The organism is Paenibacillus sp. W4I10 (assembly GCF_030816325.1).
In the GTDB taxonomy this organism is placed as follows: Bacteria; Bacillota; Bacilli; order Paenibacillales; family Paenibacillaceae; genus Paenibacillus; species Paenibacillus amylolyticus_B.
The window spans coordinates 3,077,881-3,091,617 of sequence record NZ_JAUSXX010000001.1 but is presented as its reverse complement, the minus strand read 5'-3'; the positions used below and the strand labels follow the sequence as shown (position 1 = coordinate 3,091,617).

Genomic DNA, 13,737 nt, shown 5'->3' with positions numbered 1-13,737 from the left:
TTATCTGAGTGATACTTTGTACCTACATAACCCGCCTCAAGACGGAGGTATTACGTAAAGGAGAATGCGCATTTATGCCCATGTTGCTCGAAGTGAAACCTGACCAGCCTCATGTTGTTTTACATAATGAAGAAATAGCGACACCCGAACAGCAGCATCATGAAGTAAAGGTGGGTGCTGAAGAACCTGTAATCCATTTGCATGACTATTATCGTCAGGTACCTGTCGCCGGGGTCCATACGACCTGTGGAGAAGCTGCTACGATGATGAATCAAGATCAGGAGCACCCATGTATCGTATTGTGTGATGAGCAGATGAAACCTACTGGATTGTTAATGCGAGAGACGTTATATCGGATGTTAAATGGCCGTTTTGCCGCAGATCTATTCTACCGTAAGCCGGTCATACAAGTAGTGAATACATCTCCGGTTATAGCAGATATTCATATGGAAGCCTCAACAATTATTGATATCGCACTTGGACGGGATGAACAGCATTTCTACGATTGTCTGCTGGTTACGGAACAAGGCAGACTGCTTGGTGTGCTGACGATGCGTGACGTAATGTCGCTCTCCCGCAGATTGCAACAGGCTTCTTCGGCAGAACGGGTACGTACGGTGTCCGAGAGCAGGCAGGAGATATCCAGAATCAACGAGGCGGTCAACAAGCTGGTTCATGCTGCTAATGAGACCGTTCAAGAGGCCCGTGAGATCATGGCATTGTCCAAGCAGGGCGAAGAGAGTTTGAAACACGTTGATGCTTCCTATAACCGGGTACATCAGCATATGGAGAGTCAAGGTCAACATGCGGATCACATGCTGAATTCGATCAAAACAGGCTCAGGCATGGCACAATCCATTCGCTCCCTGGCAGATCAGAGTGGTCTCCTTGCCCTGAATGCTTCCATCGAAGCAGCTCATGCCGGTGAATATGGACGAGGTTTTCAGATTGTTGCAGGCGAGATTCGAGCGCTCGCAAAACAGACCCGTGAGGTTGCGGGGAACATGTCTTCATTGTTAGAGAATGTTGGTGGATTGACCCTTCAGACTGTTGAACTGGTTAAGGCAAGCGGAGCGGAGATTGACGACAGTTCGGTGCATGTCACCGCAGGGGGAGCAACGTTCCGACAATTGAACAGTGCAGTGAGAGAGTTGTCTCGTATAGCAGAAGAGATCGCCATGGAAGGCGGGAAAGCTGGAGAAGTGGCAGAGCACATTCGTACGAAGCTGGATGAGATGGTTTCGAATGGTGAGTAAACTATAAGGTAGTCAATAAGGCAGGCATCAGCAATCAGATTGATCCATCAAGCAGATCATGAAGGTTAAGGATGTCTTTTTTACATTCCGTTAACATGAAAGTGATACTGTTTTTACAATGAAAGGGTAGGATATTAAAGATGGCCGAGCAGCGATGAAAGATTATCAGTATCGGTCTCAACGTAAAGGGAGTTACCGTGTCCCTGCAGCGAAGGAGAAGTGAACATCCATGAAGGACCTCATTCACATTGAAAATCTTAATTTATATTATGATACGCATCACGCGCTTAAAAATATATCGATGGATCTGCCGGAAAAAACCGTTACTGCGTTCATCGGGCCGTCAGGTTGTGGTAAATCGACATTGCTTCGCACGTTAAAACCGGATGAATGACATGATTCCGGGTGTTCGTGTGGAAGGACAGGTTATGCTGAGTGGCTCCGATATCTACAGTAACGAGATTGAAGTGGAGACACTGCGTAAACGAGTTGGCATGGTGTTCCAACAGCCGAATCCTTTTCCAAAATCCATATACGATAACGTGGCTTATGGACCGCGCTTGCACGGGGTAACCCAAAAGGCTGAACTGGATCAGTTGGTGGAACAAAGTCTTGTCCATGCTGCCCTATGGGATGAAGTGAAGGATGTATTGAAAAAGTCGGCACTTAGTTTGTCTGGCGGACAACAACAGCGTCTCTGTATTGCGCGGGCGCTGGCTGTACAGCCTGACGTTCTGCTGATGGATGAAGCAACTTCTGCACTCGACCCGATCTCCACATTGAAGATTGAGGAGCTGGTGAAGGAATTGCATCACAAGTATACGATCGTTATGGTTACCCACAATATGCACCAGGCGGCACGGGTATCTGGACGCACGGTATTTTTCCTGAATGGTGAAGTGGTGGAGGCAGCTGATACGGAGACGTTATTCTCCACACCGCAAGATTCCCGGACCGAAGATTATATATCTGGAAGGTTCGGTTAAGCGAGCTGAATTGGAATGATCCCGGCATACCCGGAGATGATGGATAAGGAGGACATGAAATCTATGATTCGCAGAAAAGAATTTGATCAGGAGCTTGAAGAGCTGCGTACCTTGCTCAAACAAATGGGTGAACATGTAGGAGCAGCATTGGATGGTGCTATTGAGAGTTTACAAACGATGAACGCGGAGAAAGCTCAGGTCATCATCAAGAATGATGCGAATCTGAATGCCCTTGAAGACAAAATTATGGAACTTGGCTCCAAACTGATCATCACACAACAGCCGGTGGCGAAGGATCTCAGACGTATTATCGTGGCATTCAAAATTTCCAGTGATCTGGAGCGTATGGGAGATCTTGCGCTCGATGTGGCAAAGGTGACACTCCGGATGGATGGACAGAAGCTGATTAAACCTCTGGTGGATATCCCGCAAATGGCAGAAATCGTGAAATCCATGATTGATGAATCCATCGAATCTTTCCTGAAAGAAAACACAGATCTGGCCTATAAAATGGCTCAAACGGACGATCAGGTCGATCAACTGTACAGCCACATGATCAGTGATCTCTACACGTTAATGACAGAGCATCCTAATCAGGCTTCACAGGCTATGCTGCTGATGATGGTTGGACGTTACATTGAACGAATTGGCGATCATGCAACCAATATTGGTGAGAGCACGGTGTACCTGGTGACAGGTAAACGTCCGGATCTGAATCAATAGAAGAGCATTACTTTGGAATTGGGGAATCAGTGTGATTAAGTAATGCAATCATATGAATGGAAAAGGACTTTCTCTCAGGTAGGCTGTGTACAGCTGTCTGTGGAGAAGGTTCTTTTTGCGATTAAATGTGAAGTGAAAGAGGCTATTCTTTTTGATGTGACAGGTGGGTATGGTATCATGAGAGTAGATGTAATTTGAAGAGGTTGACCATATAATACGCGAGGTGCTGGAATGGACAAGTTTATTCTCATAGATGGAAATAGCATTATTTACAGGGCGTTTTTTGCAATGCCGCCTTTGACCAACTCGAAAGGTTTGCATACCAATGCGGTATATGGCTTCACCACGATGCTGCTGAGACTGCTTGAAGAGCATAAGCCTACACATGTCATGGTTGCATTTGATGCAGGCAAAATCACGTTCCGCCACGAAGGGTATCAGGAATACAAGGGTGGACGGGAGAAAACACCACCAGAGTTGTCAGAGCAATTCCCTTTGCTCAAAGAACTGCTGAAAGGACTTGGCATCGCTCAGTTTGAGCTGGCTGGATTCGAAGCGGATGACATCATCGGAACGTTAACCAAACGCGCAGATGAAGCGGGCAGACAGGTGCTCGTTGTATCGGGTGACAAAGATATGTTGCAGCTTGCCTCCGAAAATGTACATATCGGTCTGACGCGCAAAGGGGTAACCGATATTGAGCTGTATGATCCTGCTCAGATTAAAGAGCGTTATGGTCTGACGCCGCTGCAAATCATTGATCTCAAGGGCCTGATGGGCGATGCGTCCGATAATATTCCGGGTATTCCCGGGGTCGGAGAGAAAACAGCGTTGAAGCTGCTGCACCAGTTCGGATCGGTAGAAGATGTGCTGAATGGCACAAGTGAGCTGAAAGGCAAGATGAAAGAAAAGATCGAGGCCCATGCCGAAGATGCTCGGATGAGCAAACAACTCGCGACGATTCACCGGGAAGTTCCGCTGGAGCAGACGTGGGAGGATATGCAATTTGCGGGATTAAAAGAAGAACATGCTGGCCCTGCATTGGCGAAGCTGGAATTCAAATCCTTGCTCGAACGCCTGTCGTTCAGTGGCAGCATTGGTTCTGAACAGGAAGCGGTCCCTGCTGCCGAGGTGGAGTCTTCCATTGCAACAGAGGACAACATCAGTGAGCTGTTCAGTTCACTGGATTCCATTGATGTCCTCCACGTGGAGACACATGGGGATAACCCTCACCAAGCGAAATTGATTGGACTAGCAGTGGGTTCCGCTGGAACATATACGTTCATATCTCCCGAATTGCTTCATTCTGAAGCTGCGGCTCCGGTGCGGGCATGGCTTGGTAATTCAGACCAGCCAAAGCGCGGGTATGATCTTCATCGTGTTGACCTAGCCCTGCATGCGCATGGCATTGAATTTGCTGGTGCGTCATTTGATGTACAACTGGCGGCCTATTTGCTTGATCCAACGGAATCCAACCAGACGATTAGTGGACTCACGACCAAGTATGGTCTGCCGTCACTTGTGGAGGATGACACAGTACTGGGTAAAGGAGCCAAGTATAAGGTACCGGAAGCAGCTGTGCTGGGCGAGTTCCTCTGCCGGAAAGCTGCTGCCGTGGCAGCGATTATTCCACTTCAGGAACAGGCGCTGGAGGGCGATGAGATGAACTCACTTTTCCACGAGCTGGAGATGCCGTTGTCGCGTATTCTGGCAGATATGGAGAAGCAGGGGATTAAGGCTAACACAGCCGATCTGCAGGCGCTGGGAAGTGAATTTGAAGAGCATATCAGCAGACTCATGGCTGAAATCTACAAGTTGTCAGGGACAGAATTCAATCTGAATTCACCGAAGCAACTGGGTGAGATTTTATTTGATAGACTAGGCTTGCCAGTGGTGAAAAAAACAAAAACGGGTTATTCCACAGATGCTGAAGTATTGGAGAAATTGGCTCCTTATAATGATGTGGTCAAGCATATTCTGCAATATCGTCAGCTTGCCAAGCTGCAATCCACTTATGTGGAAGGATTACTCAAAGAGATATCCGATCGGGATGGCAAGGTGCATACGTATTATCGTCAGACCATTGCTGCAACGGGACGACTTAGCAGTCAATTCCCGAACTTGCAGAACATTCCGATTCGGATGGAAGAAGGTCGCAAAATCCGGAAGGTATTTGTTCCTTCCGAACCCGGATGGTCCATTTTGGCAGCAGACTATTCCCAGATTGAACTGCGTGTTCTGGCACATATTTCGGATGATGAGCGCTTGAAGGAAGCATTTGTCAACGATATGGATATTCATACAAAGACCGCTTCGGATGTATTTGGCGTGAAGCCTGAATATGTGGATGGGGATATGCGTCGTTCCGCCAAGGCAGTTAACTTTGGTATCGTGTATGGAATAAGTGATTATGGTTTATCACAGAACCTGCATATTACACGTAAAGAGGCTGCGCAGTTTATTGATCAGTATTTTGAAGTATTCCAGGGTGTCCGCCGATATATGGATGACATTGTGAAGGAAGCTCGTCAGGATGGTTACGTCAAAACGCTGTTGGAACGACGTCGTTACCTGCCAGAGATTAATGCCAGTAACTTCAATCTGCGTTCCTTCGCAGAGCGTACGGCGATGAATACACCGATTCAGGGAACAGCGGCAGATATCATCAAGCTGGCCATGGTACAGATGGATGAAGCGCTGCGGGAACGCAAGTTGAAGAGCCGTATGTTGCTTCAGGTGCACGATGAACTTGTATTCGAAGTGCCTGCAGATGAATTGGAACTGATGAAAGAGTTAGTGCCTTCTGTTATGGAAAAAGCATTGGAACTGTCGGTTCCGCTGAAAGCAGAAGTCAGCTTCGGTGATAACTGGTACGAAGCGAAATAAATCAAGCGCCGCGCGGTTTTTCCGGTATTTTACAAAAGGCCTTTCCATGTTTGAGATATAAGAAAAGGGTCCCGCTGAGCGCCATCTTCCGTTATAATATAGGGGAGGTGAGAACATCATGCCGGAATTACCGGAAGTCGAAACAGTCAGAAGAACATTGAATCAACTTATTGTGGGCAAAACGATTGATCATGTTACCGTTAGCTTGCCGCGGATTATTCAGCGGCCGGACGACATAGATGCATTTGCAATGGAACTCGCAGGACATACCGTCATTGGGGTGGAGCGCCGCGGCAAGTTTTTGCGTATTTTGCTGGACGGGCTGGTGCTTGTCTCCCATCTGCGGATGGAAGGAAGGTACGGTGTGTACGAGCAGCATGAAGATGTGGAGAAACATACACATGTGATCTTCCATTTTAATGATGGTACGGAATTGCGTTATAAGGACGTGCGTCAGTTCGGTACGATGCATCTGTTTAATGCAGGTGAGGAACTGGCGTCCAAACCTTTGCTGAAGCTGGGACTGGAGCCACTTGATCCAGCCTTTACGGTATCTGCATTCCGCGAGGCGGTTGGCAAGCGTACAACCAAAATCAAGGCTGTACTTTTAAATCAGGCATATGTGGTCGGTATCGGGAATATTTATGTGGACGAGGCTCTATTTCGCGCAGGTATCCATCCCGAGACCATCGCCAAGACACTGACTGAAGCTCAGTTAACGGTGCTCCATGAAGCGATTGTGGCTACGTTGCAAGATGCAGTGAATGCAGGTGGATCGTCCATTAAGTCCTATGTGAATGGACAGGGTGAGATGGGGATGTTCCAGCATCAACTGAAAATCTATGGACGCAAATCAGAACCTTGTACCACTTGTGGTACGTTAATTGAAAAAACGGTGGTTGGTGGCCGTGGCACGCATTTTTGTCCGAACTGTCAGCTGCTGTAACATGAACTGAATGAACGAAATGATGAAATCATAGCACCCTTGGATTCCTCCCTCCATATACTGATATGGCAGAAATAAGCGGGCGTATACCCATACTGGCATCTTCAGTTGGCACGAGTACCGCACAGAGGAGGAGTCCGGGGTGCTGCATCATTTTATTTCATTGCTGGCGCTTGCTTTGGCGCTTAGTTTAGATGGTTTTGGAGTCGGGATTACATATGGGTTACGGAGGACTAAGATTCCCCTGTTATCTATCGCTGTTATTTCGATCTGTTCGGGATTGGTTATTGCCTTGTCAATGCAAGTAGGTGTGTTGTTGTCCCATGTGGTGTCACCGGATATCGCTTCGATCGTGGGAGCCGTCATATTGATAGGTATTGGTGCATGGTCACTGTTGCAACTTATTCGAAAGCAAGGCAAAGAACAGCTGGAAACAGACACTGGAACGGGTGAGGAAACAGAAGCAACGGTAACTGGGGTGAGAGAAGCACAAGAGAGACGGTCGGATTCCAAGGGCAGAAATCAGGTACTTGCACTGGATCTGGAGCAATCGGCTTCGGGTGATTCTCTCGAACGAATGGTATTTACACTGGAGCTTCGTAAGCTGGGGGTCGTCATTCAGATCCTTCGGAGTCCCTCAAAGGCGGATATGGATAACTCGGGGAGTATATCTGCCCAAGAAGCGATGTGGCTTGGTATTGCCCTGTCTCTGGATGCGTTTGGAGCAGGTTTGGGAGCGGCACTTCTGGGATTCCCTACACTATGGACAGCACTCATTATTGCACTGTTTAGTGGGGCGTTTCTGTCACTCGGCATGAAGGTTGGCCTACGATTCTCAGCTCTGCGCTGGATGCGAAGACTGTCTGTATTGCCAGCGCTATTGTTAATGATTATGGGAATAATGAAGTTGTTATGAGGTGAAACGATGAATATAGGCTTAACCGGCGGGATCGCGACAGGCAAAAGCAGTGTTTCCGCCTATCTCGCCAGTAAGGGAGCGTTGCTCATCGATGCAGACGTTATTGCCCGGGAAGTTATGATGCCCGGGCATCCCGTGTTGGCCGCCGCTGTTAAGCGGTTTGGACAAGCCATACTGAACGAAGATGGAACACTGGATCGGAAAAAGCTTGGAAGTATTGTTTTTCAACAACCTGAGGAACGAAAGGCACTTGAGGCTATTACACATCCGGCGATCCGAAGAGAGATGCGCGAACGGGCTGCTGCATACGAATTGCAACATCCGGATAAACTTGTGGTGTCTGATATTCCTTTGCTTTACGAATCGGGTCTGGAAGATGGTTTCGAGGAAGTCATGGTAGTATATGTCCCGAGATCGGTGCAACGAGATCGCTTGATGAGTCGGGATGGAATGACTGCAGCACAGGCTGAGGCTCGAATGGATGTACAGATGGATATTGAGCGCAAAAAACAGCTGGCAGATATTGTCATCGATAACAGCGGCTTATGGCCTGCGACGGAGCAGCAAATTGACTCATATCTACAGCGTAAGGGTTTGTTATGAAAATATTGCGTAAGAAACGTGTACTGCTGTTGATGTTTGTGTCCTTTGTACTGGTGTTATTTCTGAATACAAACTGGATGGCATGGTTCTATCCCATACATTATAAGGAAGAGATCCGTGCCCAATCTCAGAGTTATGAGGTTGATCCGTTTCTGATTGCTTCCATTATCAAGGTGGAGACCAATTTCAAGACAAGCAAGGAATCCAAACGAGGTGCCATTGGGCTCATGCAACTGATGCCGGACACGGCGAATTGGATACTGGAACAAGCCAAAATTCCCGACACTTCGCTGGAGGAATTGAAGCACGAGCCTGAACGCAATATTCAGTTAGGTACATGGTATCTGCGGAATCTGTCCGATCAATTCGATGGCAATGAAGCGGTCATGATCGCTGCCTATAATGCGGGTCCAGGCAAAGTGAACAGTTGGCTTAGAGATGGTGTATGGGATGGCTCGTTCGATACGGTGAAAGATATTCCGTTTGGTGAGACGCGTCACTATGTACAAAGGGTCATTTACTATTATAATCAGTATGTAAAGATCTATAATACGTTCTGAGTATATATAAGTAGAAGCACAGAGCAGGCCGGTTATTCACCGGCCGCTCTATGCTCCTCTGTGTAACGTATTACGATGCAGATATTATTGGTATTGACCTGCCAATTGCTGTTCTGCAATTGTTACCAGACGCTTCGTGATGTATCCACCGATCGAACCGTTCTCGTAAGAAGTCATGTTACCTTGGTATCCGTCTTGTGGGATGCTGATTCCGAGTTCTTGAGCAACTTCATATTTCATTTGCTCGAGTGCTGCGGAAGCTTTAGTTACCACCAGGTTGTTGGAGTTACCGTTGCTTTGTGCCATTGCTGTTCACCTCCTCGTGAGTTGGTAAAAGTATTATGTCTCGGCAATGCATTTTTCATTACAAAATCAAGACAGGGAATATGTGGTAAAAAGTAAAACGTGGGAAGTGATCTGATTTGAAGTGTCCTTATTGCGGTTATATGGGTACCAAAGTGCTTGATTCGCGTCCGGCCAACGAAGCGAAATCCATTCGTCGTCGCCGGGAGTGTGAGCAGTGTGCCCGAAGATTTACAACGTTTGAGATGATTGAGGAGACTCCACTGATCGTCATTAAGAAAGATGGCAGCCGGGAAGAGTTCAGCCGGGATAAAATTCTCCGCGGGCTTATTCGTGCCTGTGAGAAACGTCCAGTCTCCGTTGAGACGCTGGAGATGATGGTATCTGAAGTGGAGAAATCGCTCCGTAATACAGCTGATGCTGAAGTGGAGAGTCGCCAGATTGGTGAGTTATTGATGGAACAGTTGTTTCCAGTCGATGAAGTGGCATATGTCCGTTTTGCGTCGGTATACCGCCAGTTCAAAGATATCAATATGTTCATGAAAGAACTGAAATCCCTGTTGTCCAAAGACGATCTGGAGGATTAGTGAAGTGGGAAAGGGAGAAGAGCAGTCTGGAGTTCCAGTCCGTGTGTACCAGAGTAATGGGTTGTTCTTCTCCAATCACTTTGGACCATGAAAAAGTGATTGACAGTGAAAGCTGGATTTTATATGATATAGAAGTCGCCTGCGGAACGTTGCAGTGCTGGACAAGTTATCTATTTCATATCCCGGGGCCTTAGCTCAGCTGGGAGAGCGCATCGCTGGCAGCGATGAGGTCAGGGGTTCGATCCCCCTAGGCTCCATACTCGTAGAGAATCCGCTAATATAGCGGTTTTTTTCGTTTGTCTAGACGTTGACTGTTAACGTGGACACCCCGCAGATATGCGCTCCACACATCGCAGATATACGCGCCTAATCCCTCGTTTTCTTACCGTACTTATTATCGAAGGAGACGATATGGAATGGATAAACGAAAAGGAAGAACAATTAAGATTGAGCGCACATCAACACGCTTACAACATTCGTTAGACTATTTGTTCGATTATTACTACCAAGCGAAGAAGTCGGAAGGTCGAGCGGAGAATACGCTAAATACATACGTACAAAATTACAATTACTTCTGCGAATTTTTGGAAGAGCGTAAGATCATTCGTGACATCCGGAATATCAACGTTGAAGTTGGGCGTGATTACATAATTTGGTTACGCGATGAAAAACGGAGGTTTAGTGATAACTGCAATGTTCCGGAATCTGTCCGTACCGTTGGTCTGCTACCGAAGTCAATTAACACGCGGATTAAGAACATGAAAACGATGTTTAAGTTTCTAAAAGAAGAGGAAGTAATTGAAGCAGACCCGTTTACGTATTTAAAGAACGTACAGGACATTGGGAAGGATATTGAGGTACTTACCGCGAAGGAAATGAACGACCTCCTCAAAGCGCCAAACCAGCGCAAGTACAGCGACTTTCGAGATTTCGTTGTAATAAATCTCCTAATTGATGGGATGTTACGCGTAGACGAGGCGTTAACATTACGAAAGACTGACGTAGACTTCACCGCATGTTGTGCAACTTTACGACGCGAAGTGACCAAGACGCGTAAGCCTCGAATTGTGCCGATCACAAAACGAACTGCTAAGCTGATGCAAGAGTTAATCCGCGAATCAACGGAGTTTGGAAGTGAAAATATATTCCTTTATAATTACGGGGAACGGTTGGTTCCGAATCACTTCCGCCATCAATTGAAGAAGTACGCGGATCGAGCCGGAATTGCGAAACGCGTGTATCCGCTCAGGGGCGACGCTGTTACTAGAGGAAGGCGATCGCAACGCCACCTGCAGGTCATTCTCGGACATGCTGACGGCCGTATGACCGCTCACTATACGCATTTATACGATAAGAACGTAAAGAAGAACCACGACGAGTTCTCTCCGTTAAACGCGGTGATTGGGAAACTGGAAAAGCCGTGCAATACGAACCGACAGTCTTAGTGAGCCACAAGGCGCGCAACCGAGTATAAAATGAGGCGTAGTTCTCGCGGATTAATTTCCGTTGAGGGCTGCGTCTTTTGTCGTTTATATATAGTATAATTTCCCTGTATATAGTAGAATAGAACTATAAAAACGCAGGGGAGAAGGTACATAATGGACGAATTAACTTTATCAGAAAGCAAGCCAAAGCAGCGCATAAATGTATTATCTGCAGTTGCGTTGGGGATTTCGGCTTTAGCAGTCGCCGCATCAATTTATTTATTTGTTCAGAATTCAGAACTATCAAGCAAGACTGATAAACTTTCCGAACAGATTGTGTCAATTTCGAAAAAGAATGATGAATTACAAAAAACTGCAGACGCGCAAGCAGTTATTAATGAGGAGCAAGATACATATCGCAAGCTAACTTATCTAACAGCGTTGGCCCACGATATCGAAGACGGAATTGTTACGGATGATTTCGTTGTAAATAAAATTAGGTTCAGTTGGGGCGATGACGGTAATTTAAGCGATGTTGTTATAGACGTCGAAAATCAACCTGCTCTCTCATTATTGTACAAAAATAAGGGAGCCTACGAACTGTCTGATCGTGAGCTACGCGCTAAATCTGACGCAATCATCAAAGCAGTGAGCGAATACTATACTAAATCTCCTAACGCGCCAGCCTGGAACGATTCTACTTTCGTACAGCTCACGGTTCAAAATTATAACATTGGTGAGTCGACGGGTGGAACGTTTAAGCTCGTAGGTGAGACGAAGTAATAGGCGTAAGGAGGTCCCGCGCAGGGTATGATTCCGCAAGTAGACTGAAAAAGACGCAGCTTTGGAGTAGACTGCGTCTTCAAAGGGTATTGCGTGTGTTGGCGGTAAGGTTTATGATTATTACATAAAGTAGATCGCGGTAGCAGCTCTTGGCGGGGAGGCTATCGCTTTTTTTGTGTCAGGGAAAGTAGACCAATAATAACTAATCCAAACTGCAACATGATCGTGAGGGCTTCGTATGTACTCATTTAAATCACCTCCCATTTCTATTCTAAAATTATACAGTAGATTCTATGTTGGTCAATTGTTCGCATAAAAAGGAGAACGAAATATATGATAACGGTGCTTCTACTAACTCGTTGATACCTCCGTAGTATAAGTGGACTAGCGTAATTTGGTAAAACGTCATATTCGGCGATTTTGATTTAGTGGGGAGTACAATTACCCTAATAAGAATAATCCTCTAATTTAAAGGATTTTTAGCGAATACGGTCTAGCCCCATTTTTGCAATGTACTCCTACGAAAACTCGTATATACTTCGTATTTCTCATTCTCATGCTGTTTTTCACTATTCGAAAATTATCCCGCGTTCACTCCTTCGATTTTGACGCCGAACAATAGCAGGAAATTTGCGCCAATTTGTCGAAGTATATACTTAACCCACAACGAAAGGACTACTTCTATATGCGCAAGAAATCGCAATTCATGCGTCCGCTAACTTCTGATATCCAACTTTATACCGCGCAAATGGACCAGATGCCAATCGTTATATTTACCGACGCAGAGCTCGTTGGCAGCGGCGTGATCGAGGATATAACGGAGATGAGTGTTATGCGCGGAGTCTGTACGTTTAAATATGCGGAGGGAAAATATGATTATTGAAGAGGAGTGTGTGTGAATGTTTAAAGAGATAGGCCAAGCTACTGCTGAAGTATCTAAAGACGTACTTTCTCCTCCTGCACAAGAGTTGGGAAGAGTTCTTGGTGATATGGTTACTGTAAGCTTTGGTTGGCTAGAGAAAATCAAGATCAAACAAGAGCACAATATCAAACTATTTAAAGAAGAGCTACAAAATGGGTTAAATAAGATAGCGCCTGGTAACCTTGTTCTACCTCCTCTTCATATTGTAGGACCTGCAATTGAGGCGTCCAAATATTACATAGAATCAACTGAGTTGAGACAATTATTTATTAACTTACTTCTTTCTTCTTCAGACAAGACAAAACAATCTAATGTGCACCCTTCCTTCATTGAGATTATCAAACAAATGTCTCCGGATGATGCTGAGTGCTTTAGATACCTTTCTGAATTTAAAGGCAGTATTGGAGCATGTACTCTTCATTTATTTGAAGAAAAGTATGGAGATTCTTTCAAACCTTTAAGGTATATTTTAGATTTCCCTGGACTAGATGCTGAGAATTTTGTACATTATATGACCATAGCTAACAACCTAACTAGACTTGGACTTATTGAATGTTTAGACAATTCTGTGTCTTATGATAAGGAAAGCTGTGCAAATCTTAGGAGTATCGATTTTGAATCTGTATTAAAGGAGGATTTTGGCGAAAATGTAACTGTAGAGTTTCATGAGGCTTTTTGGAACTTTACAGCATTGGGACTGGCATTCCAAAACACTGTTATAGTAGGGATATCTGAGTAAAAGCAACTGACAAGCCGATCCATAAAACCTAGATTAACAAAAGAACCGCAGCCCATATGCAGGGTTAGCGGTTCTTTCGCGTTTTCTTCGTCAAATCCCC

General features: G+C 45.8%; 14 protein-coding genes, 1 tRNA gene and 1 pseudogene. 14 read left to right on the top strand and 2 right to left on the bottom strand.

Annotated features, from left to right (window positions below):
- Positions 1 to 74: 74 nt before the first annotated feature.
- The 8 genes and pseudogenes from QF049_RS13710 to QF049_RS13675 all read left to right on the top strand — a co-directional run bounded on the left by QF049_RS13710 (position 75) and on the right by QF049_RS13675 (position 8,879).
- Positions 75 to 1,256 carry a methyl-accepting chemotaxis protein gene (locus QF049_RS13710; protein ID WP_307538079.1) on the top strand — a complete coding sequence of 394 codons (1,182 nt, stop codon included), beginning with the start codon at positions 75 to 77 and terminating at the stop codon, positions 1,254 to 1,256.
- Positions 1,257 to 1,485: 229 nt separating this feature from the next.
- Positions 1,486 to 2,242, top strand: a pseudogene (pstB, locus tag QF049_RS13705) (phosphate ABC transporter ATP-binding protein PstB).
- Positions 2,243 to 2,305: 63 nt separating this feature from the next.
- Complete coding sequence (gene phoU, locus QF049_RS13700) at positions 2,306 to 2,965, top strand: phosphate signaling complex protein PhoU (protein WP_017689478.1); 660 nt, start codon at positions 2,306 to 2,308, stop codon at positions 2,963 to 2,965.
- Positions 2,966 to 3,196: 231 nt separating this feature from the next.
- The gene (gene polA / locus QF049_RS13695) at positions 3,197 to 5,851 is read left to right on the top strand and encodes a DNA polymerase I (protein ID WP_307538077.1); all 2,655 of its coding nucleotides are present in this window, start codon (positions 3,197 to 3,199) and stop codon (positions 5,849 to 5,851) included.
- 118 nt (positions 5,852 to 5,969) lie between these two features.
- A complete protein-coding gene (mutM, locus tag QF049_RS13690; RefSeq protein ID WP_307538075.1) occupies positions 5,970 to 6,797 on the top strand; it encodes a DNA-formamidopyrimidine glycosylase in 828 nt (275 codons plus the stop codon).
- A 142-nt stretch (positions 6,798 to 6,939) separates the two neighbouring features.
- A complete protein-coding gene (locus tag QF049_RS13685) occupies positions 6,940 to 7,713 on the top strand; it encodes an MntP/YtaF family protein (RefSeq protein ID WP_373428249.1) in 774 nt (257 codons plus the stop codon).
- 9 nt (positions 7,714 to 7,722) lie between these two features.
- Complete coding sequence (gene coaE, locus QF049_RS13680; protein WP_133384196.1) at positions 7,723 to 8,319, top strand: dephospho-CoA kinase; 597 nt, start codon at positions 7,723 to 7,725, stop codon at positions 8,317 to 8,319.
- A complete protein-coding gene (locus QF049_RS13675; RefSeq protein ID WP_062833563.1) occupies positions 8,316 to 8,879 on the top strand; it encodes a lytic transglycosylase domain-containing protein in 564 nt (187 codons plus the stop codon). Before coaE ends, QF049_RS13675 begins: the two co-directional genes overlap by 4 nt.
- 84 nt (positions 8,880 to 8,963) lie before the next feature.
- Here the strand turns inward: QF049_RS13675 and QF049_RS13670 are convergent, their stop codons facing one another.
- On the bottom strand, positions 8,964 to 9,185 hold the full coding sequence (locus QF049_RS13670; RefSeq protein ID WP_017689472.1) for an alpha/beta-type small acid-soluble spore protein: 222 nt from the start codon (positions 9,183 to 9,185) through the stop codon (positions 8,964 to 8,966).
- 116 nt (positions 9,186 to 9,301) lie between these two features.
- Here QF049_RS13670 and nrdR point away from each other — a divergent pair, with 116 nt between their 5' ends.
- From nrdR to QF049_RS13650, 4 genes are all read left to right on the top strand, one after another.
- Positions 9,302 to 9,769, top strand: coding sequence for a transcriptional regulator NrdR (nrdR, locus tag QF049_RS13665; RefSeq protein ID WP_036609807.1), 468 nt, complete (start codon positions 9,302 to 9,304; stop codon positions 9,767 to 9,769).
- 184 nt (positions 9,770 to 9,953) lie between these two features.
- A tRNA-Ala gene (locus tag QF049_RS13660) sits at positions 9,954 to 10,026 on the top strand.
- A gap of 159 nt (positions 10,027 to 10,185) precedes the next feature.
- Positions 10,186 to 11,214 carry a tyrosine-type recombinase/integrase gene (locus QF049_RS13655; RefSeq protein ID WP_307538072.1) on the top strand — a complete coding sequence of 343 codons (1,029 nt, stop codon included), beginning with the start codon at positions 10,186 to 10,188 and terminating at the stop codon, positions 11,212 to 11,214.
- 153 nt (positions 11,215 to 11,367) lie between these two features.
- Entirely contained in the window at positions 11,368 to 11,976 is a 609-nt protein-coding gene (locus tag QF049_RS13650) for a hypothetical protein (RefSeq protein ID WP_307414001.1), read from the top strand.
- A gap of 161 nt (positions 11,977 to 12,137) precedes the next feature.
- Here QF049_RS13650 and QF049_RS31390 read toward each other — a convergent pair whose 3' ends face one another.
- The gene (locus tag QF049_RS31390; protein WP_371121677.1) at positions 12,138 to 12,224 is read right to left on the bottom strand and encodes a putative holin-like toxin; all 87 of its coding nucleotides are present in this window, start codon (positions 12,222 to 12,224) and stop codon (positions 12,138 to 12,140) included.
- A 437-nt stretch (positions 12,225 to 12,661) separates the two neighbouring features.
- On the opposite strand from QF049_RS31390, the gene QF049_RS13645 reads away from it, so the two are divergent.
- Together QF049_RS13645 and QF049_RS13640 are read left to right on the top strand one after the other, a co-directional pair.
- Complete coding sequence (locus tag QF049_RS13645; protein WP_307538070.1) at positions 12,662 to 12,859, top strand: hypothetical protein; 198 nt, start codon at positions 12,662 to 12,664, stop codon at positions 12,857 to 12,859.
- A gap of 16 nt (positions 12,860 to 12,875) precedes the next feature.
- The gene (locus tag QF049_RS13640) at positions 12,876 to 13,637 is read left to right on the top strand and encodes a DUF4393 domain-containing protein (protein ID WP_307538068.1); all 762 of its coding nucleotides are present in this window, start codon (positions 12,876 to 12,878) and stop codon (positions 13,635 to 13,637) included.
- Positions 13,638 to 13,737 lie beyond the last annotated feature (100 nt).